Consider the following 20,061-nt stretch of genomic DNA (forward strand, 5'->3'; position numbering starts at 1 on the left):
CATGCGCACCAGCTGCGTGCAGTTTGGTAACACTATAAAAAAGCATATAATTCTCCATATTCTTATTTTTTTCCTCTGTTTATCAATGTGTTACGTCTTTGACAAAGACCAAACCACTCCAGGTATTTCCAAAAATTACGAACGACTGCAGCTGACGGATTCGTGCATTCAGAAAAATATTTCAGCGCGGAATCAGCTGCAATAATCACTAAAAAAATACGTGGTTTTTTGATTTTTGATGTCGGCTTTTTTCAGCTAATTCGAAGCTTCGTGATCCAGATCAAAGCCTTGTTCGGCATGGCGTGGTGGCGACTCGCCCTGCCCGGCGGCGACCCTCACCCTTCCCGTCAAATCACCCCACCGCGAAGGCCTCCAGACGAATGCATCGCAGGCCCCGGTAACACCCGCAGCCGATGCACCAGAAAAATTTCTGGCATGCAATCTGCTCGTTGGTCTGGCAGCAGTTAGAAAAAAAACAGGGCCGTACCTTGGGCCGCATTCGCATCACGTGGTGATCGAGGCGGTCGGCCATTAGCCTTTTGCAGCGTTGCAACTCTTCGGAGAAAGTCATGCTTTTCAGAAAAGCCGTGTCCACCTTGTTGTTGAGTGCCGCCTGCGCCGCCGCCGCGCAGGCTGAAGTGAAAATCGGTGTCATCACCTCCTCCACCGGACCAATCGCGCTGGTCGGCCTGCCTCAGAAAAACACCGTCCCATTGCTGCCGACCCAGGCTGGCGATCAGACGGTGAAGTACATTTCCCTGGATGACGCGAGCGACCCGACGGCCACGGTGAAGGCCCTGAAAAAGCTGATCGATGAAGAAAAGGTCGACGCCATCATCGGCCCGAGCGGTTCACCCAACGCCATGGGCGTGATCCAGTTCGTCGCAGAAGCAGGCGTGCCGTTACTGGCGCCGGTGGGCACCGCCGCCGTGGTACTGCCCATGACCGAGCAGAAGAAATGGGTGTTCAAGACCACGCAAAACGATGATCTGATCGCCACGGCGCTGTTCGAACACATGGCCAAAAAAGGCGTGAAGACCCTCGGCTTTGTCGGCACCGGCGACCCTTATGGCGAGAACTGGGCCAAGGTCATCGCCGGCCTCGCCGCGCAGCAGAACATCAAGGTCGTGGCCAATGAGCGCTTCCAGCGTCAGGACACTTCGGTCACCGGGCAGAGCCTGAAAATCCTCGCCGCGCGTCCCGATGCGGTTCTGGTTGCAGCGCCTGGCAGCTCGGCGGTGATGCCGCAAACCACCCTGTTCGACCAAGGTTATCGCGGCCAGATCTACCAGACCCATGGCGCCGCACTGCCCGACTTTCTCAAGCTGGGCGGCAAGAAAGTCGAGGGCACCGTCCTGGCCGCGAGCCTGATGCTGGTACTGGACGAGATTCCCGACAGTCACCCTTCGAAGAAAATCGCCAGCGATTACACCGCCGCCTACGAAAAGCTCAACGGCAGCAAGCCGGCGACCTTCGGCGGTAACACCTTCGACGCCGGCCTGTTGCTGCAACAGGCGATTCCGATTGCGTCCGCCAAAGCTGCACCGGGCACTGCGGAATTTCGCGCGGCCTTGCGTGATGCACTTGAGCAAAGCCACGAACTGGCTGGTACCCAAGGCGTTTACAACATGACGGCGCAAGACCACAGCGGCTTCGACGAGCGCGGTCGCGAACTGATCGTGGTGAAGAACGGCAACTGGATGTTGTTGAAAGACAACTGACCCGGGCGCACGGCCCGCTGCCCGACTGCCGGCGAGTCGACCTTCGCCGGCAGGCGCGCGTGATCTTCAATCTGTAGAAAGAGCTCTCATTATGAATTTCCAGATAGCCATGCTGCTGGGCCAGGACGGCATGACCAACGGCGCGATTTACGCACTGCTGGCCCTGTCGATCCTCCTGGTGTTCACCGTGACCCGGATCCTGTTGATCCCCCAAGGTGAATTCGTGACCTATGGCGCCCTGACCATGGCCACTTTGCAAAGCGGGCACCCGACTGCCCTGGTCTGGCTGCTGCTCGGCCTGACGCTGATCGACTGCGCACTCGATGTATGGGGTGCTGCGCGCACGAGCCAGGCGTTTCGCTTTCCCAAACGTATTCTTTTCAAGCTCGGCTACGCCGGGCTGCTGGCGGTATTGATCAACACCCTGCCCCTGGCCGAATTGCCAATGGCGGTGCAGGCATTGCTGACACTGGCGCTGGTGGTGCCCCTGGGGCCGCAGATCTACCGCCTGGTGTTCCAGCCGATTGCCTCGGCCAGTTCGCTGGCGCTGCTGATCGTGTCGATCGCCGTGCACGTCAGCATGGTCGGTATCGCCCTGTTGCTGTTCGGGCCCGAAGGCGCCCGCACCCGGCCGTTCTCCGAAGCCGGACTGGAACTCGGCCCGGTGACGTTCAACAGCCAGACCCTCTGGGTGCTGGCAGTGTCCCTGGGGTTGATCGTCGGGCTGTACCTGTTTTTCGAGCGCACGCTGTATGGCAAGGCCCTGCGTGCCACTGCCGTGAACCGCATGGGCGCGCGGCTGATGGGGATCTCGCCGACGCTGGCCGGCAAGTCGACTTTCCTGCTCGCCGCGCTGATCGGCACGCTGTCGGGGATCTTGATCGCACCGATCACCACGCTGTATTTCGATTCCGGTTTCATCATCAGCCTCAAGGGTTTTGTTGGCGCGATCATCGGCGGGCTGGTGAGCTACCCCGCTGCTGCACTGGGCGCGCTGGCGGTGGGCCTGATCGAGGCGTTTTCGATGTTCTGGGCCAGTACCTATAAAGAAATCATCGTGTTCACCCTGATTATTCCGTTCCTGCTGTGGCGTTCGTTCACCAGCCGTCATGTGGAGGAAGAAGAATGAGTCCGCGTTATCTGTTGCTTGCCCTGTTGCTGGTGGTGGGCGTCGCGCCGCTGCTGTTGCCGCCGTACTACGTGACCCTGCTCAACTACATCGGGATGTACGCCATGGTGGTGCTGGGTCTGGTGCTGCTGACCGGAGTCGGCGGCATGACCAGTTTCGGCCAGGCGGCATTCGTCGGGCTGGGCGCGTACACCTCGGCTTATCTGACCACCACCGAACAGTTGCCGGTTTGGCTGGCCTGGGCCGGCGCATCACCGTGGCTGACGCTGCTGGTGGGGGTGCTGCTCACCGCCTCGGTGGCGCTGATTCTTGGCGCACTGACGCTCAAATTGTCCGGGCACTACCTGCCACTCGGGACCATCGCTTGGGGGCTTTCGCTGTATTACCTGTTCGGTACGCTGGAGTCCCTCGGCGGCCACACTGGAGTCGGTGGCCTGCCCTCGATTTCCCTGTTCGGCCTGACGCTGGATAAAGGCGAAGACATCTACTACCTGATCTGGGCACTGCTGCTGGTGGCCATCGTCATCACGCAAAACCTTTTGAATTCCCGCGAAGGGCGGGCCATTCGAGCCCTCAAGGGCGGTCAGGTGATGGCCGAGTCGATGGGCGTGAATACCTTCCGCTCGAAGATGGTGATCTTCGTCATCTCTGCGGTGTTCGCGGCGATTTCCGGCTGGCTGTACGCGCACACCCAACGCTTCGTCAACCCGACACCGTTCGGCTTGAACATGGGCATCGACTACCTGTTCATGGCCTTGATCGGCGGCGTTGGCAGTGTCTGGGGCGCCCTGCTCGGCGCGGGCATCCTGACGATGCTCAAGCAATGGCTGCAGGACTGGTTGCCGCTCCTGCTGGGTCACACCGGCAACTACGAAACCATCGTATTCGGCATTCTCATCGTGGTGCTGATGCAACGTGCCCCCGGCGGCCTGTGGCCGTTGTTGACACGGCTGGTACCGGCCCGTTTACGCGTTCGCCCCAGGGCGCAAGAGGTCGACGCAAGCGCCGCTCCTCTGCCACGCCGGCAACTGCCACAGCATGGCGAGCTGATCCTCGAAGCACGCAACGTGACCAAGCGCTTCGGCGGACTGGTGGCCAACAACGACATGAGCCTGGAAATACGCTCCGGTGAAATCCTCGCGCTGATCGGCCCTAACGGTGCCGGTAAAAGCACCATGTTCAACCAGCTATCGGGGGTCGATACCCCTACCAGTGGCGACGTGCTGTTCATGGGCCAGAAGATCAACGGTCTGAGCTCGCGACAGGTCGCCCGCCTGGGTATGAGCCGCACGTTCCAGCACGTGAAACTGCTGAGCAACATGAGCGTGCTGGAGAACGTCGCCATTGGCGCGCATTTGCGTGGAAAGCAAGGCGTGCTGTCGGCGGCCCTGCATCTGGAGCGCCGCGAAGAGGCCGAACTGCTCGGCGAAGCGCGACGTCAGCTGGAGCGCGTGGGCCTGGGTGACTACCTGCAGGCCGAGGCCGGCAGCCTGTCCCTCGGCCAGCAACGCATCCTCGAAATCGCCCGCGCCCTGTGCGCCGATCCCTGCCTGCTGCTGCTCGATGAACCCGCAGCGGGCCTGCGTCATAAGGAGAAGGAAGCCTTGGGCATCCTGCTCAGCCGCCTGCGCAGCGAAGGCATGGCGATTCTGCTGGTCGAGCACGATATGGACTTCGTGATGGGCCTGGTGGATCGCGTGGTGGTCATGGAGTTTGGTCAGCGGATCGCCCAAGGCCTGCCCGAAGACGTACAGAAGGATCCGGCCGTGCTGGAAGCCTATCTGGGAGGAGTTGAATGATGAACATGCAAGTTGAACCGCAGCTCGCGCCGCGTAACCAGGTCAACGATGCCGTGCTGGAGATCAAGGACCTGAGCGTGGCCTATGGCAAGGTCGAGGCGCTGAGCAACGCCAGCCTGACGGTCGGCAAGGGTCAGATCGTCACGGTGATCGGCCCCAATGGCGCCGGCAAGACCACCCTGCTGTCGGCGATCATGGGCGTGCTTGGTTCCCGCGGCCAGGTGCATTTCGACGGCAGCCTGGAAACCCTGCCGGAGGTCGAAGTGATGGTCTCGCGGGGCCTCGGCCTGGTGCCGGAAAAACGCGAGTTGTTCACCAGCATGAGCGTGGCCGACAACCTGCTGCTCGGCGCCTTTCAACGCCATCGCAGCGGCGACCGTCGCTACAGCGAGACCCTGGGCGAAGTCTATGAACTGTTTCCACGGCTGTGGGAACGTCGCGAGCAACTGGCGGCGACGCTGTCTGGTGGTGAACGGCAGATGCTTGCCGTCGGCCGGGCGCTGATGGCCAAGCCCAAGCTGCTGATGCTCGATGAGCCGAGCCTGGGTCTGGCGCCGCTGATTACCCGGGAAATCTTCCGCATCATCACGGCCTTGCGTGAGCAAGGAGTGTCGATCCTGCTGGTGGAGCAGAACGCACGGGCCGCGCTGCGGGTGGCGGATTACGCCTATGTGCTGGAAACCGGGCAGATCGCAATGCAGGGGCCGGCCAAGCAACTGGCTGATGACCCGCGGGTGATCGAAGCGTATCTGGGGCTGGCGAGCAAGCATCAGGAGATGCTGGCTACGTGACAACACGCCACCAATCTCGTAGGAGCCGGCTTGCTGGCGATAGCGATGGGTCAGTCGATGTGGATATCGCCTGGTTGGACGCTTTCGCCAGCAAGCCGGCTCCTACGGGGATCGCGGTGGGTCAGTGGGATGGATGTCGATTCCTTTGAATAATCCGGAGCTACGATGAACGCTACCCCCTTGCGCATCGGCATCGCCGGTGCCGGTGCCATTGGCTGCACCCTGGCCGCACGGCTGGCTGTCGGTGGCCTTAATGTCAACGTTCTCGCCCGAGGTGAAACACTGGCTGCCATTCGCCGTGACGGCATTCACCTGTCTGATCTGGACGGGCAGCACCACGTGCGGATCGAGGCCAGCGACAACGCCGCGAGCCTTGGCGTGCAGGACCTGATTTTTCTCTGCACCAAGTCCCACGGCCTGGCGGGTTTGCTGCCGCAATTGCAACCGATGATCGGTGCCGAAACGGTGGTGATCCCGGTGGTCAACGGTGTGCCCTGGTGGTACTTCCACGGCGAAGGCGGACGCTACGACGGGCGACAAGTGAGCGCGGTTGATCCGCAGTCGATCCTCAGCCAGGCTCTGGACCTGCGGCACGTGATCGGCTGCGTGGTGTTCATCACCGCGCACTGCCCGTCCCCTGCCGTGGCCGAATCGCAGACCCCGCATCTGATGATTTTCGGCGAGCCCGACAACCGCCTCAGCCCGCGCCTGGAGCAGGTGCGCGCGCTGATCGAAAGTGTCGGGATCGAAGCGCGGGCCACCGACCGCATTCGCGACAACCTGTGGACCAAGATCATTGCCAACATCACTTCCAACCCGCTCTCGGTGATCACCGGCGCCACCCTCGAACAGCTTTACAGCCTGCCGGAGCTGCGCGACGTGGTCAGCAGTTGCCTGCACGAAGCGCTGTTGACTGCCGCCGCTCACGGGGCGCGCGTGAGCATCGATCCGCTGACCTTTCTCGAACTCGGTGCCGGCATGGGCGCCGTGCGCACCTCAATGCTGCAGGACTATGAAAAAGGCCGCCCGCTGGAGCTGGCCGCCATCGGCGACGCGGTGCTGGAACTGGCCGATTGCATGGCGATCCCGATGCCCGTCACCCGCCACCTGATTGCCCTCGCACGCTTTCGCGGCGAGCAGATCCGCCACTGATTCCCCAGACAAGGACTCCGACATGAACCAGACCGAATTAGCCAAACCGCCGCAGTACAGCGATGAAGAATGGGCACTGCGGGTGCAACTTGCGCACTGCTACCACCTGGTGGATTTCTTTGGCTGGACCGAAACCATCTTCAACCACATCTCCGCGCGCCTGCCCGGCCCGGCGCACCATTATCTGGTCAACCCGTTCGGCTTGAATTACACCGAAGTGACGCCGGCCAACCTGCTCAAGGTCGACCTGCACGGCAAGAAACTCGAAGACTCGCCGTACGACGGCAACCCGGCCGGTTTCGCCCTGCACAGCGCAGTGCACGGTGCGCGCGCGGACATCCAGTGTCTGATTCACACCCACACCACGCCGATTTCGGCCATCGTCATGAAGAAGGCAGGTTTTGCCCATCACGACTTCTACGGCGCGCAACTCTACGGACGGATCGGCTATCACACCTTCGAAGGCATCACCCTGTTCGATGATGAGAAATTCCGGATGATCGACAGCCTCGGCGACAAGCACATCCTGGTGCTGCGCAACCACGGCATCGCGGTCGGCGAGAGCAGCATCGCCAAGGCGTTCTTCCTGTTGTGGACAGTGCAACGTGCCGCCGAAATCCAGTGCCAGGCGGGTGCCTTGGGCGGTGAAGACAATCTGCTGCCGGAAGAGATCAGCCAAAAATGCGCCGAGCTCTCGGCCATGCTGATTCGCGACAGCGGCTTTGCGGTGAAATTCTTCGACGGCATGGTACGCAAGATGCACGCTGCTCGCGGCCAGTGTTGTTAATCGCAGGAGCGGTCAGTGACTCATTCAAAGGACCAACTCGCAACTGGACCTGGCTCAGCGGTTTGTCCAAGGCTGATCCTGCAGAGCATCAGGCCTGACGTCGCAGCGTCTCGGACGGCAGGCAGCCGTATTGCTTGCGGTACTGCATGGCGAAATGTCCGAAGCTGGCGACGCCGTGACGCAGCAGGATATCCGTTACGCTGTCCGCCGGCCCGGCCTGCTGCAAAGTCAGGTGCACCAGCGCCAGACGGCGGGTGCGCACATAGTCGCTGGGCGTTTGCTGGAGAAAGCGCGTGAAGCCATTTTGCAGGGTGCGGATCGACACCTCGCAGTACTGCGCCAAACTCGCCAGGGCAATCGGTTCGGCCAGATGCTGCTCAATGTAGCCGCGGGCTTTCATGACGTGATGCGGCATCGGCTGGCGCTGGTCTTGCAGCAAATCGTCCGAGTAATTGTGCGGCAACTGGGTCAGCAGCACCGACAGCAGATAGTCCGACAGGCTGCCGCCCATGGCCGAAGCCAGCAACATCTGGCCGGTGTCGCCGTAGAGCTGGCAGATGTAATCCAGCGTCGCGCGTACCGTCGCCATGCCTTGATGAGCCGGGTCGACCTGAATATCGAACACCAGCGGCTGGCGCATCCGGCGATTGAGCAACACCTGCAACTGACGTTCGAGGGCTTGGCGATCGACACGCAAAATGAGGTTGCGACAGTCCTTGTCGATACGGATAAAACTGCGCTCGGATGGCGAGGAAATGGTCAGCCCGCCCTTGCGCAGAATTGCATTCTGCTTGCCCAGGCTGACCATGCCGCCACCCTCGAGGGTGACCCGGATCAGGTAGAAGTCGCTGATATCGCCGGCGTCGATTTCCACCGGTGCGCCGTAGTGCAGATCGAACAGCGCCGAACTGCCGAAGAACACGCCATAGAGCTGCGATTGCAGGGCGCCGCCCTGGTGCATTTTCATCTGATGGGGCCACAGGTAATGACTGACGCGATCCCGGACCTCGCCGAATCCATCGGAACTCAGCAAGCAATGTTCACGGAGCGAAAAGCGTTGATCCAACATGCGCAAGCGCCTCCAGAAAATGACCTAGCCGAGTCGCAGACACGGCGAAATTTAGTGGAAATGGAAAGCAATTTTTGCGCCACCCAAACGCTTTCTGCGCGCCCGGAACAGGCACTGCGCCTGGCGCATAGAGTCCCGCCAAACAAGGGCCTAAAAAGGTTCTGCACCACCCCCATGCCAACGGATTGGCAACCTGGACCGCACAACAAAACCAATAACGCACCAGGGCCTAGCGCTCAGGTAACGATGGCGTCACCGATACACCCAATTGCACATCCCCGCTGCCGCCGACTGACTGATTGCCAACCCTGAAGGGGCCAACAGCATGACCAGCAAAACACCCACCGAGGTCACCCGCAAAAGCTATGCCTACGAATGGTACATCGTCGCCATTTGCATGCTCGCGTACATTTTTTCGTTTATCGACCGGCAGATCCTGGCGTTGATGATCGAGCCGATCAAACACGATCTGCAGCTCACCGACACCCAGTTCAGCTTGCTGCACGGGCTGGCTTTTTCTCTGTTCTATGCCTTTATGGGCATGCCGATCGCGCTACTGGCGGACAAGTTCTCCCGCCCGAAAATCATCGCCATCGGCGTCGCGTTCTGGAGCCTGGCGACCGCCCTGTGCGGGCTGAGCAAAAATTTCCTGCAGATGTTCATGGCCCGCATCGGCGTAGGGATTGGTGAAGCGGCACTGTCGCCAGCCACCTACTCGATGCTCAGCGACATGTTCCCCCGGGAGAAGCTCGGGCGCGCCGTGGCGATCTACTCCATCGGCTCGTTCATCGGTGGCGGCGTGGCGTTTCTGATCGGCGGATATGTGATCGATCTGCTGAAGAATCTCGACAGCGTCGCCGTACCGCTGCTGGGCGAAATGCGCCCGTGGCAGGTGACGTTTTTCCTGGTCGGCTTGCCGGGCGTGCTGGTTGCCCTGTTGATTGCGCTGACGGTTCGCGACCCGGCGCGCAAGGGCCTGAAACTGGACGCCGAGGGCAAGGTCCATGCGCCCAGCATGAAACAGGCGTTCGCCTTTCTGGCGTTACACCGCAAGACTTTCTCCTGCCACTACCTGGGTTTTTCGTTCTACGCGATGACCCTGTTCTGCATGCTCAGCTGGACCCCGGCTTTCTACATGCGCAAATTCGGCCTGGCCCCGAGCGATACCGGCTACATGCTCGGGATCGTAGTGTTGCTGGCCAATACCAGTGGCGTGTTTTGCGGCGGCTGGTTGATCGACTGGCTGGCGAAGAGAGGTTACAGCGACGCGCCGATTCGCGCGGGCGTGATAGGCGCGATCGGCATGGCGGTGCCCGCCGTCGCGTTCACCCAGGTCAGCGAACTGTGGATGTCTGTAGCGCTGCTGGCGCCGGCCATGTTCTTCGCCTCGTTTCCGATGCCGGCCTCCACTGCGGCCATGCAGATTTTGCCGCCGAACCAGATGCGGGCGCAGATCAGCGCGGTGTTCCTGTTGATTTCCAACCTGATCGGCCTCGGTCTCGGGACTACGGCGGTCGCGTTGATTACCGACAGGCTGTTCGAGAATCCGGCGATGGTCGGCTCGTCGATTTCCCTGCTCAACGCCTTTGCGGTTGCGCTTACCCTGGCGTTGTTGATCAAGGGTTGCCGACACTTTCGTGAGAGTCTGAAGCGCGAAGGTCTCGCCTGAGGCGTGCTGTGGCGTGCCCGCTGGTTTTTTGCAGCGGGCGGCGCGACAATGGCGCCCGCTATCAAACCCAGCTCACGAGAAAGACTACGCCACCTTTATGACCACCCCGAAAAAGCGCCTGAGCCGATACAACCCCGCCAGCGAAGACTTCAAGAAGGAGGAGTTTCCCTTCTACTGGCTGGCGCGCCTGCACGGCCGTTACTCCATGGCGATGGAGAAAGCGCTGAAAAAAATCGATATGGACATACCGCGCTGGCGGATTCTGTTCATCCTCAAGGAAAATGGCGAGTCGAGCATTTCGGAAATCTCAATCCATGCCATCGCCAAGCTCTCGACCATCACCAAAATTGTCTATCGCATGAAAGCTGACGGCCTGGTAGAGACCAACACCAGCGCCAGCGACGGGCGCGTGACGCAAGTCTCACTCACCGAAGTCGGCCGCCACACCATCGAAGAAATCCAGCACGGCACCAGCGATATCTTCCGCACAAGTTTCAAAGGCCTGACCGAGGCCCAGATCACCAAACTGAACGGCACCCTGGAAAAAATCTTCAATAACCTGCCGGAAGACTGATCCGGTGGGACCAACGCTGTGGGCACCAGCGAAAGTCTACTTCTCCTGAATCGCAGCCTCATGCTGTGACCTGAAAATGACGGGAGATGAGGGCAGGACTTTCGCCTTCTGGCGACAGGCGTCGCTAAGCCGAAAACAAAAAAACCCGGCGCTGTGGCCGGGTTTTATAAAGTTATATGCATTCGCGGGTGCCTAGTTAGCCCCGCCGTTGTCACGGTTTGTCTGGGCATCCTGATCAGACCCTGGGTTCCCAGGCGGCGGATTCCAGTCTACCGGCCTTTCGCCCGTGCCCTGCTTAGGCTCGGACTCAGCCTGATCAAGACCGGAATCATGACCTTCGCCCGTGTCGGGTGTTTGCTCTTCTGGGCCCGGATATGGAGCTTCAGGACCGTTGTTATCGTCAATCATAATTCTCTCCTGTCTGCAGCGCAGGGTCTGCGCATACATTTGAGAGGAACTGGTTGGAGAGAGAGTGCGATTGGCTCGACGAGCGGACTGGAATCAGAAGGCTGATTAAAATCCGACGTCCTCTCACACCACGTACCTACGCTTGCGTATACAGCGGTTCAGGTTAAATGGATAAGCCGGTTTACGCCTGGACTCTCAGCGCACTGATGATAAAAGCATGCAGGCTATTCACCGCTTTAGAGCCGCAAGAGGCCCGGCTACGCAGGATTGACACCTCCAAAGGTTCAATACTCCCCAGGCCGTGCTCGCTACCCAGCACCTGGAGCGATGCAGATGCAGATACGGTGCACTGAGTGATCGCAGCAATCTCCAGCCCACCCTCCACTGCCGCCACCTGACCTGCCAGGCTTTAGCTGAAGTAGACCACCTTGAATTGGCGTCCGCGTTGAGTAAGCGAATTCACCGCATAGAGCCGAGCCAGTCTCGCGCTCCCCCGTAAGCATGGTTTGGGCAGGACAGGTGATCTTTCTTCAAGCGTTATTGACCAGTGATCGCTCGCAAGAATGACATATTGCCAAGCTCACATGACGACGCCATAGTATCACTTTGATATTACGGAGTTTGTATCATGCCTTGGCAACGCTCAGATAAAAAGCGCTACTCCGGGAAGATCGAGAGCATCTTCGTCTCAATCACCGAAGCGTGGGATGTCGAACACTTTATTGATGAATATCTTGAACTGCGTGGATTCCAGGTCAACGACATGAACAGGGACCGCATCGCGCTACGGTTGGAAGCGGTTCCAGGTCAGCGGCCCTATCGCGCAGTCCAGTTGGTAGCGTGGCTAGACGAGAATTATACAGCTAGCGCCCGAGCATCGACTAAGCGTTACGAAGCTGATGCTAGAACGTCTCTTCAACAGCCGGCCAGTACAACTACCACGGCAGTTTCAGACCGCTCTCTAGATCAGCCGCGTAGCGTAGCTGACTTCGATACAAGCTCCGCAGGTGACAAGCTTAACCATATGGAACAACCGAGTACCAGGCTCCCCGCTCCCCTCTACCAAGTGCAAGTGGCTGTGCCTAAGCTGAGGTCGGCTGGGTCCAGCGTTACTCCAGAAGTATACAAGCCGTTTGGAGACGGCCAGCGGGGAACGGGTACGAATGAGTCCCCGCAATTTGTGCATAGCCGAGGCAAGAGTCATGGGGACGCTGTGTAATACAGCTCCGACAGCACTCCAAGCTTTGAGTAATGCGTGTGGCTGAGCCGAAAACGAAAGAACCCGGCACAGTGGCCGGGTTCTGTTAAGCCATATGCGTTCGAGAAGTCACGCAAATGTCACGCACATGAAAAAGGCCAATGCGCGAACATTGGCCTAAGTCATTGAAAAATATGGTCGGGACGGAGTGATTCGAACACTCGACCCCTAGCACCCCATGCTAGTGCGCTACCGGACTGCGCTACGCCCCGACTAGGCGTGAAACTCGTTCTTCACCTCGAAGAACGCTCAAGAATATATCGCAAGCTTTTGAAAACTGGAAGTATTTAAAAGCAGGATTTTATTTCTTGAGTACAACCAGCACATCTTCCAATTCGGCAATCATCTGCCGGATCATCTGCTTGTACTGGGTGGTGTCATCTTTGGCTTCATCGCCGGACAAGCGCAAGCGCGCGCCGCCGATGGTGAACCCCTGATCGTAAAGAAGCGCGCGGATCTGACGGATCATCAGCACATCCTGGCGCTGATAATACCGGCGATTTCCGCGGCGTTTGACGGGGTTGAGTTGAGGAAACTCCTGCTCCCAATAGCGCAGCACGTGCGGTTTTACGGCACATAGCTCGCTGACTTCACCGATGGTGAAGTAGCGTTTGCCTGGGATGACGGGTAGCTCGTCGTTATGACTTGGTTCCAGCATAAGCCTCAACTCGGGCCTTCAACTTCTGCCCTGGACGAAAGGTGACCACACGGCGAGCCGTGATCGGGATTTCTTCCCCCGTTTTCGGATTGCGGCCAGGCCGCTGGCGTTTGTCCCGAAGGTCGAAATTGCCGAAACCGGACAATTTGACTTGTTCGTTGTCTTCAAGAGCGTGCCTGATTTCCTCAAAAAACAGTTCGACCAATTCCTTGGCTTCCCGTTTATTCAGGCCCAGCTCTTCATACAGACGTTCCGCCATCTCAGCTTTCGTCAGAGCCCCCATACGTCACTTCCTTAACGTGGCGTTCAACCTTTGTTCGAGCGAGGTGAGGATGTTTTGCGTTGTGGTATTCACCTCATCGTCATTAAGAGTGCGCGATGGATGCTGCCAGGTCAAGCCGACGGCGAGGCTTTTTCTATCAGGATCAATGCCTTTACCCTGATATACGTCAAATAGCCTGAGGTCTGTCAGCCATTCGCCTGCATTTTCACGGATTACGTCCAGCACGGCACTGGCCGCAACGTCCGTAGCCGCAATCAGCGCCAGGTCACGTCGCACTTCAGGAAAGCGCGATAACTCCTGGAATTCAGGCATTTTACCCAGTGCCACTTCCGCCAGAACCAGCTCGAACACGAAGACCGGACGATCGAGACCGAGGGTTTTCGATAATTCAGGATGGATCGCGCCAACGAAACCAACCAGACGCCCTTCGCGTTCAATGCGCGCGGTTTGCCCCGGGTGCAGCGCGGGGTGTTTGCCCGGGACGAATTTGAACGAATCCAGCGCACCGGTAAAGCCCAGCACGGCTTCCACATCGGCTTTGACGTCGAAGAAATCGACGACATCGCGACCCTGCGCCCAGCCTTCCGGCAGACGGCTGCCGCAAACGACGCCGGCAATCATCGGCTCTTGCTTCAGATCGTCGAGCTGACCGACAAATCGCAAGCCGCTTTCGAACAAGCGAACGCGATCCTGTTGACGGTTCAGGTTGTGCTGCAACGACTTGACCAGACCCGGCCATAGCGAAGAACGCATTGCCGCCATGTCGTTCGAGATCGGGTTAGCCAACAGCAGCGGCTCGACACCCGGATTAAACAACTCGAATTGTTTCGGATCGATGAAGCTGTAAGTAATCGCTTCCTGATAACCACGCGCTACCAGCAGACGACGCAGTTCAGGCAAATCGCTGCGTGCTTCGGCCTTGGCTTGCGGTGCCAGACGCGCTTGCGGGTAACGGACCGGCAAACGGTTGTAACCGTAAAGACGGGCCAGCTCTTCAATCAGGTCCACTTCCAGGCTGATGTCGAAGCGGTGGCTTGGCACTTCAACGCGCCACTGCCCTGCCCCGTCAGCGGAAACGCTCAGACCCAAAGCATTGAGAAAACGCTCGACTTCGGCCGGGTCCATTTCCATGCCGAGCATCTGGGTGATGCGTTGGGCGCGCAAGGTAACCGGGGCAATCTTCGGCAGGTATTCTTCGTTGACGGTTTCGATGATCGGGCCAGCTTCACCGCCAGTGATTTCCAGCAGCAGGCCAGTGGCGCGCTCCATGGCTTCACGGGCCAGTTGCCAGTCCACGCCGCGCTCATAGCGGTGCGAAGCATCGGTGTGCAGACCGTAGGAACGGGCCTTGCCAGCGACGGCGATCTGGTCGAAGAACGCACTCTCGAGGAACACGTCGCGCGTGGTCGCAGTATTGACGCCGCTGTGCTCGCCACCCATGACGCCGGCAATGGCGAGAGCGCGGGTGTGGTCCGCAATCACCAGCGTATCGCTGCGCAGCGTGACTTCCTGACCGTCGAGCAGTACCAGCTTCTCACCTTCTTCGGCCATGCGCACACGGATGCCACCGTTGATCTCGGCGAGATCGAAGGCGTGCAGCGGTTGACCCAGCTCCAGCATCACGTAGTTGGTGATGTCGACGGCGGCGTCGATGCTACGTACGTCTGCGCGACGCAGACGCTCGACCATCCACAGCGGCGTGGGCTTGGACAGATCGACGTTACGAATCACACGACCCAGATAACGCGGGCATGCAGCGGGTGCGAGGACTTCAACCGAACGCACTTCATCGTGCACGGCAGGAACGCTGGCCACGACCGGCCGGGTAACTTCGGAGGAATACAACGCGCCGACTTCACGGGCCAGACCTGCCAAAGACAAGCAGTCGCCACGGTTCGGCGTGAGGTCGACTTCGATGCTGGCATCGTCGAGCCCCAGGTACTCACGAATGTCCTTGCCAACCGGCGCATCGACCGGCAGCTCCATCAGGCCATCGTTGCCTTCGCCCACCTGCAACTCGGCTTGCGAGCACAGCATGCCGTTGGATTCAACACCACGCAGCTTGGCTTTCTTGATTTTGAAATCGCCCGGCAATTCGGCGCCGATCATAGCGAACGGGATTTTCAGGCCCGGGCGCACATTCGGCGCTCCGCACACAACCTGAAAAGTCTCGGAGCCATTGCTGACCTGGCAAACGCGCAGCTTGTCGGCGTCCGGGTGCTGCTCGGTGCTCAGCACCTCGCCCACTATCACGCCATTAAATTCACCGGCGGCCGGCGTAACGCTATCGACCTCAAGACCGGCCATCGACAGACGAGCAACCAGCTCGTCGCGACTTACCTGCGGGCTTACCCAGCCACGCAGCCATTGTTCACTGAATTTCATCCTGCTCTCCTAAGAATTCGTTACGACTAGCGAAATTGCGCGAGGAACCGCAAGTCGTTGTCGAAGAACAGACGCAAGTCATTCACGCCGTAACGCAGCATGGCCAGACGCTCAACGCCCATGCCGAAGGCAAAGCCCGAAAACTCTTCCGGGTCGATCCCGGACATGCGCAATACGTTCGGGTGAACCATGCCGCAGCCCATGACTTCCAGCCAGCCAGTCTGTTTGCAGACGCGGCAGCCTTTACCGCTGCACATCACGCATTCCATGTCGACTTCAGCGGATGGCTCGGTGAACGGGAAATACGAAGGACGGAAACGCACGGCCAGTTCTTTTTCGAAGAACACCCGCAGGAATTCTTCGATGGTGCCTTTGAGGTCGGCGAAATTGATATCGCGATCGACCAGCAGGCCTTCGACCTGATGGAACATCGGCGAATGGGTGATATCGGAGTCGCTGCGATACACACGACCCGGGCAGACGATGCGGATCGGCGGCTGTTTCGATTCCATGGTGCGGACCTGTACCGGCGAGGTATGGGTGCGCAGCAACATGTTGGCATTGAAATAGAAGGTGTCATGCATCGACCGGGCCGGGTGATGGCCTGGGATGTTGAGCGCTTCAAAGTTGTGGTAATCGTCTTCGACCTCAGGACCTTCGGCGATGCCGTAGCCAATGTGGGTGAAGAACTGTTCGATACGCTCCAGAGTGCGCGTGACCGGATGCAGACCACCCGAGGTCTGGCCGCGGCCAGGCAGGGTCACATCAATGGACTCGGCAGACAGTTTGGCGGCCAGGTCGGCCTCTTCAAACAGCGCCTTGCGGGCATTAAGAACCTCTGTGACACGCTCCTTGGCAACGTTGATCAGGGCGCCAACTTGCGGACGCTCCTCTGCCGGCAAGTTCCCCAGGGTCTTCATCACCTGAGTCAATTCACCCTTTTTGCCAAGGTAGTGAACCCGGATTTGCTCCAGGGCATTGATATCTTCAGCGCTTTGCACAGCCTCTAGTGCTTGAGAGACGAGCGCATCCAGGTTTTCCATGTACAGACTCCAGATACAAAATAGGGGAAGAGCTTGAAGGCTCTTCCCCTATTTATGACGTTTAACACCTGGCCCCACGGAGGTGAGGCCTGGTGATTGTCGGGGGTACTTAAGCCAAGGTGGCTTTAGCTTTCTCGACAATCGCAGCAAACGCCGCTTTTTCGTTCACTGCCAGATCAGCCAGAACCTTACGGTCGATCTCGATGGACGCTTTTTTCAGGCCGGCGATGAAACGGCTGTAGGACAGACCGTTAATACGTGCACCAGCGTTGATACGAGCGATCCACAGAGCGCGGAACTGACGTTTTTTCTGACGACGGTCACGGTAGGCGTATTGGCCTGCCTTGATTACCGCTTGCTTGGCAACACGGAATACGCGCGAGCGAGCGCCGTAGTAGCCTTTAGCAAGTTTCAGAATTTTTTTGTGACGTTTACGGGCAATGACGCCACGCTTTACACGAGCCATGAGTTACTTCCTCTATTCTTAACCAAAAATTAGCAAAGGCGCAGCATACGCTTGACTTTTGCAACGTCGGACGGGTGCAGCAAGCTGCTACCGCGCAGCTGACGCTTACGCTTGGTCGACATTTTGGTCAGGATGTGGCTCTTGAAAGCGTGTTTATGCTTGATACCGTTAGCAGTTTTCAGAAACCGCTTAGCAGCACCACTTTTCGTTTTCATTTTTGGCATGTTCGGATACTCCGCATTCAGTTGATAAACATAATCAGAAGGCCTGCCGTGCCCTGATGATTATTTCTTCTTTTTCGGGGCGATGACCATGATCAGCTGGCGTCCTTCCATCTTAGGATGCTGTTCGACCGAACCGTACTCGAGCAAGTCACCTTCAACCCGCTTGAGGAGTTCCATCCCCAGCTCCTGGTGGGCCATCTCACGGCCGCGGAATCGCAAGGATACCTTGGCCCTGTCCCCATCACTCAGGAAACGTACCAGGTTGCGCAGTTTTACCTGGTAATCCCCTTCCTCCGTCCCTGGACGAAACTTGATTTCTTTAACCTGGATCTGCTTCTGGTTTTTCTTGGCCGCGGCAACCTGTTTCTTCTTCTCGAAGATCGATTTGCCGTAGTCCATCAGTTTGCAAACAGGGGGTACTGCATCGGCGGAAATTTCCACCAAATCCAGTTTGGCCTCTTCAGCCTTAAGAAGCGCGTCTTCAATTGACACAATCCCAAGCTGTTCACCTTCAGCTCCAATTAACCGAACCTCGCGTGCCGAGATATTCTCGTTGATCGGGGCTTTCGGTGCAGCTCGTTTATCTTGTCTCATTTCACGCTTAATAGTAATTACTCCATATCTGGGCGACCACGCCGGGAAACCGCTTGCGCGAGAAACTCAGCGAACTGGGCGACGGGCATCGAGCCCAGGTCAGCACCTTCACGAGTACGCACAGCGACAGTCTGCATCTCGACTTCCCGATCTCCGATAACCAAGAGATAAGGGATCTTGAGCAAAGTATGCTCGCGGATTTTAAAGCCGATCTTTTCATTTCTCAAGTCAGACTTGGCACGAAATCCGCTTTCGTTGAGAGTTTTTTCAACCTCGGCGGCGAAATCGGCCTGTTTGTCAGTGATGTTCATGATCACTGCCTGTGTCGGAGCCAGCCACGCGGGGAATGCCCCTTCGTAGTGCTCGATCAGGATCCCGACGAAACGTTCGAAGGATCCGAGGATCGCCCGGTGCAGCATGACCGGGTGCTTGCGACTGTTGTCTTCGGAGACGTATTCGGCTCCCAAACGGACAGGCAGGTTAAAATCGAGCTGCAGAGTACCACACTGCCAAACACGGCCAAGGCAATCTTTCAACGAAAACTCGATCTTAGGACCGTAGAACGCGCCCTCGCCCGGCTGCAGATCATACGGCAGGCCAGCGCTATCAAGGGCTGCAGCCAATGCCGCTTCGGCGCGATCCCACAGCTCGTCGGAACCTACGCGTTTTTCCGGACGAGTGGACAGCTTCATTTCAACGTCTTTGAAGCCGAAGTCGGCGTAGACGTCCATGGTCAGCTTGATGAACGCGGCGGATTCGGCCTGCATCTGCTCTTCAGTACAGAAGATGTGGGCGTCGTCCTGAGTGAATGCACGCACACGCATGATGCCGTGCAGCGCACCCGATGGCTCGTTACGGTGGCAGGCACCGAATTCGGCCAGACGCATCGGCAGCTCGCGGTAGCTTTTCAGGCCTTGATTGAACACTTGCACGTGGCAAGGGCAGTTCATTGGCTTGATTGCGTAGTCGCGGTTTTCCGACTGAGTCGTGAACATGTTGTCGCCGTAGTTGGCCCAGTGCCCGGATTTCTCCCAGAGACTGCGATCAACGACCTGCGGGGTCTTGATTTCGAGGTAGCCGTTGTCGCGCTGAACCTTGCGCATGTACTGCTCGAGCACCTGGTACAGAGTCCAGCCGTTCGGGTGCCAGAACACCATGCCCGGCGATTCTTCCTGGGTGTGGAACAGGCCCAGACGCTTGCCGATCTTGCGGTGATCGCGCTTTTCGGCTTCCTCGATGCGCTGGATGTAAGCCGCCAGCTGCTTCTTGTCAGCCCATGCGGTGCCGTATACGCGCTGAAGTTGCTCGTTTTTGGCATCGCCACGCCAGTAGGCGCCGGACAACTTGGTCAGTTTGAAAGATTTCAGGAAGCGCGTGTTCGGCACGTGCGGACCACGGCACATGTCGACGTATTCTTCGTGATAGTACAGACCCATGGTCTGCTCATTCGGCATGTCGTCGACCAGGCGCAACTTGTAGTCTTCGCCACGGGCCTTGAACACTTCGATCACTTCGGCGCGCGGAGTGACTTTCTTGATCACGTCGTAATCTTTTTCGATCAGCTGCTGCATGCGCTGTTCGATCGCGGCGAGGTCGTCCGGGGTGAAAGGACGCTCGAAGGCGATGTCGTAATAGAAGCCTTCGTCGATGACCGGGCCGATGACCATTCTGGCGGTCGGGTACAGCTGCTTGACCGCGTGGCCGACCAGGTGAGCGCAAGAATGGCGAATGATCTCCAGCCCCTCTTGATCCTTTGGCGTAATGATTTGCAGCGTGGAATCGCTGTCGATGATGTCGCTGGCGTCGACCAGCTTGCCATTGACCTTGCCGGCCACGGTGGCCTTGGCCAGACCGGCACCAATGGATGCGGCGACCTCGGCTACGGAAACCGCGTGATCGAATGAACGTTGACTGCCGTCGGGAAGAGTAATAGTTGGCATGGCGCCTCCTCTCCTAGTGGTGACCCCTACCAAAGGTCACGTGAGTTGGGATGAGCCAGTACAAGATTCGATCCAGGCCATTCAATGACGAACGCCTGCCTTACAGCGGCA

General features: G+C 58.5%; 17 protein-coding genes, 1 tRNA gene and 1 pseudogene. 8 read left to right on the top strand and 11 right to left on the bottom strand.

Annotated elements, in window-relative coordinates; all coding sequences use genetic code 11:
* Window positions 1-569: 569 nt before the first annotated feature.
* The 6 genes from DU29_RS0124105 to DU29_RS0124130 all read left to right on the top strand — a co-directional run bounded on the left by DU29_RS0124105 (window position 570) and on the right by DU29_RS0124130 (window position 7,379).
* A complete protein-coding gene (locus DU29_RS0124105; RefSeq protein WP_028624023.1) occupies window positions 570-1,721 on the top strand; it encodes an ABC transporter substrate-binding protein in 1,152 nt (383 codons plus the stop codon).
* Between the two features lie 91 nt (window positions 1,722-1,812).
* Window positions 1,813-2,850, top strand: coding sequence for a branched-chain amino acid ABC transporter permease (locus DU29_RS0124110; protein WP_028624024.1), 1,038 nt, complete (start codon window positions 1,813-1,815; stop codon window positions 2,848-2,850).
* Window positions 2,847-4,649: a branched-chain amino acid ABC transporter ATP-binding protein/permease gene (locus tag DU29_RS0124115; RefSeq protein ID WP_050483168.1), complete on the top strand. Its 1,803-nt coding sequence runs from the start codon at window positions 2,847-2,849 to the stop codon at window positions 4,647-4,649. The genes DU29_RS0124110 and DU29_RS0124115 overlap by 4 nt, the downstream gene beginning before the upstream one ends.
* Window positions 4,646-5,440 carry an ABC transporter ATP-binding protein gene (locus DU29_RS0124120; RefSeq protein WP_177326982.1) on the top strand — a complete coding sequence of 265 codons (795 nt, stop codon included), beginning with the start codon at window positions 4,646-4,648 and terminating at the stop codon, window positions 5,438-5,440. Before DU29_RS0124115 ends, DU29_RS0124120 begins: the two co-directional genes overlap by 4 nt.
* A gap of 165 nt (window positions 5,441-5,605) precedes the next feature.
* Window positions 5,606-6,592: a ketopantoate reductase family protein gene (locus DU29_RS0124125; RefSeq protein WP_028624027.1), complete on the top strand. Its 987-nt coding sequence runs from the start codon at window positions 5,606-5,608 to the stop codon at window positions 6,590-6,592.
* Between the two features lie 22 nt (window positions 6,593-6,614).
* Window positions 6,615-7,379 carry a class II aldolase/adducin family protein gene (locus DU29_RS0124130; RefSeq protein ID WP_028624028.1) on the top strand — a complete coding sequence of 255 codons (765 nt, stop codon included), beginning with the start codon at window positions 6,615-6,617 and terminating at the stop codon, window positions 7,377-7,379.
* Window positions 7,380-7,467: 88 nt separating this feature from the next.
* Here DU29_RS0124130 and DU29_RS0124135 read toward each other — a convergent pair whose 3' ends face one another.
* Window positions 7,468-8,448, bottom strand: coding sequence for an AraC family transcriptional regulator (locus DU29_RS0124135; RefSeq protein ID WP_028624029.1), 981 nt, complete (start codon window positions 8,446-8,448; stop codon window positions 7,468-7,470).
* 325 nt (window positions 8,449-8,773) lie between these two features.
* On the opposite strand from DU29_RS0124135, the gene DU29_RS0124140 reads away from it, so the two are divergent.
* Both DU29_RS0124140 and DU29_RS0124145 read left to right on the top strand, forming a co-directional pair.
* Complete coding sequence (locus tag DU29_RS0124140) at window positions 8,774-10,117, top strand: spinster family MFS transporter (protein ID WP_028624030.1); 1,344 nt, start codon at window positions 8,774-8,776, stop codon at window positions 10,115-10,117.
* 97 nt (window positions 10,118-10,214) lie between these two features.
* Window positions 10,215-10,691, top strand: a complete 477-nt coding sequence (locus DU29_RS0124145; protein ID WP_028624031.1) for a MarR family winged helix-turn-helix transcriptional regulator — start codon at window positions 10,215-10,217, stop codon at window positions 10,689-10,691.
* A gap of 589 nt (window positions 10,692-11,280) precedes the next feature.
* Here the strand turns inward: DU29_RS0124145 and DU29_RS1000000133400 are convergent.
* The 10 genes and pseudogenes from DU29_RS1000000133400 to thrS form a co-directional block, all read right to left on the bottom strand.
* A pseudogene (locus DU29_RS1000000133400) lies at window positions 11,281-11,589 on the bottom strand (LysR family transcriptional regulator); the annotation flags it as partial.
* 903 nt (window positions 11,590-12,492) lie between these two features.
* Window positions 12,493-12,569, bottom strand: a tRNA-Pro gene (locus tag DU29_RS0124160).
* 89 nt (window positions 12,570-12,658) lie between these two features.
* A complete protein-coding gene (locus tag DU29_RS0124165; RefSeq protein ID WP_003179985.1) occupies window positions 12,659-13,015 on the bottom strand; it encodes a MerR family transcriptional regulator in 357 nt (118 codons plus the stop codon).
* Window positions 12,996-13,298, bottom strand: a complete 303-nt coding sequence (ihfA, locus tag DU29_RS0124170) for an integration host factor subunit alpha (protein ID WP_002553164.1) — start codon at window positions 13,296-13,298, stop codon at window positions 12,996-12,998. Before ihfA ends, DU29_RS0124165 begins: the two co-directional genes overlap by 20 nt.
* A gap of 3 nt (window positions 13,299-13,301) precedes the next feature.
* Entirely contained in the window at window positions 13,302-15,683 is a 2,382-nt protein-coding gene (gene pheT, locus DU29_RS0124175) for a phenylalanine--tRNA ligase subunit beta (protein ID WP_028624034.1), read from the bottom strand.
* A 26-nt stretch (window positions 15,684-15,709) separates the two neighbouring features.
* The gene (gene pheS, locus DU29_RS0124180; RefSeq protein WP_007905876.1) at window positions 15,710-16,726 is read right to left on the bottom strand and encodes a phenylalanine--tRNA ligase subunit alpha; all 1,017 of its coding nucleotides are present in this window, start codon (window positions 16,724-16,726) and stop codon (window positions 15,710-15,712) included.
* Between the two features lie 109 nt (window positions 16,727-16,835).
* On the bottom strand, window positions 16,836-17,192 hold the full coding sequence (rplT, locus tag DU29_RS0124185; RefSeq protein WP_007905879.1) for a 50S ribosomal protein L20: 357 nt from the start codon (window positions 17,190-17,192) through the stop codon (window positions 16,836-16,838).
* A 29-nt stretch (window positions 17,193-17,221) separates the two neighbouring features.
* Window positions 17,222-17,416: a 50S ribosomal protein L35 gene (rpmI, locus tag DU29_RS0124190; protein ID WP_003442181.1), complete on the bottom strand. Its 195-nt coding sequence runs from the start codon at window positions 17,414-17,416 to the stop codon at window positions 17,222-17,224.
* Window positions 17,417-17,476: 60 nt separating this feature from the next.
* On the bottom strand, window positions 17,477-18,028 hold the full coding sequence (gene infC / locus DU29_RS0124195) for a translation initiation factor IF-3 (protein ID WP_176469887.1): 552 nt from the start codon (window positions 18,026-18,028) through the stop codon (window positions 17,477-17,479).
* A complete protein-coding gene (thrS, locus tag DU29_RS0124200; RefSeq protein WP_028624035.1) occupies window positions 18,028-19,950 on the bottom strand; it encodes a threonine--tRNA ligase in 1,923 nt (640 codons plus the stop codon). Before thrS ends, infC begins: the two co-directional genes overlap by 1 nt.
* Window positions 19,951-20,061 lie beyond the last annotated feature (111 nt).

Source organism: Pseudomonas sp. Ant30-3, assembly GCF_000690905.1.
GTDB lineage: Bacteria > Pseudomonadota > Gammaproteobacteria > Pseudomonadales > Pseudomonadaceae > Aquipseudomonas.

Coding starts and splice junctions, on each gene's coding strand:
- DU29_RS0124105 (WP_028624023.1), top strand. CDS start 570: ATGCTTTTCAGAAAAGCCGTGTCCACCTTGTTGTTGAGTGCCGCCTGC.
- DU29_RS0124110 (WP_028624024.1), top strand. CDS start 1,813: ATGAATTTCCAGATAGCCATGCTGCTGGGCCAGGACGGCATGACCAAC.
- DU29_RS0124115 (WP_050483168.1), top strand. CDS start 2,847: ATGAGTCCGCGTTATCTGTTGCTTGCCCTGTTGCTGGTGGTGGGCGTC.
- DU29_RS0124120 (WP_177326982.1), top strand. CDS start 4,646: ATGATGAACATGCAAGTTGAACCGCAGCTCGCGCCGCGTAACCAGGTC.
- DU29_RS0124125 (WP_028624027.1), top strand. CDS start 5,606: ATGAACGCTACCCCCTTGCGCATCGGCATCGCCGGTGCCGGTGCCATT.
- DU29_RS0124130 (WP_028624028.1), top strand. CDS start 6,615: ATGAACCAGACCGAATTAGCCAAACCGCCGCAGTACAGCGATGAAGAA.
- DU29_RS0124135 (WP_028624029.1), bottom strand. CDS start 8,448: ATGTTGGATCAACGCTTTTCGCTCCGTGAACATTGCTTGCTGAGTTCC.
- DU29_RS0124140 (WP_028624030.1), top strand. CDS start 8,774: ATGACCAGCAAAACACCCACCGAGGTCACCCGCAAAAGCTATGCCTAC.
- DU29_RS0124145 (WP_028624031.1), top strand. CDS start 10,215: ATGACCACCCCGAAAAAGCGCCTGAGCCGATACAACCCCGCCAGCGAA.
- DU29_RS0124165 (WP_003179985.1), bottom strand. CDS start 13,015: ATGCTGGAACCAAGTCATAACGACGAGCTACCCGTCATCCCAGGCAAA.
- ihfA (WP_002553164.1), bottom strand. CDS start 13,298: ATGGGGGCTCTGACGAAAGCTGAGATGGCGGAACGTCTGTATGAAGAG.
- pheT (WP_028624034.1), bottom strand. CDS start 15,683: ATGAAATTCAGTGAACAATGGCTGCGTGGCTGGGTAAGCCCGCAGGTA.
- pheS (WP_007905876.1), bottom strand. CDS start 16,726: ATGGAAAACCTGGATGCGCTCGTCTCTCAAGCACTAGAGGCTGTGCAA.
- rplT (WP_007905879.1), bottom strand. CDS start 17,192: ATGGCTCGTGTAAAGCGTGGCGTCATTGCCCGTAAACGTCACAAAAAA.
- rpmI (WP_003442181.1), bottom strand. CDS start 17,416: ATGCCAAAAATGAAAACGAAAAGTGGTGCTGCTAAGCGGTTTCTGAAA.
- thrS (WP_028624035.1), bottom strand. CDS start 19,950: ATGCCAACTATTACTCTTCCCGACGGCAGTCAACGTTCATTCGATCAC.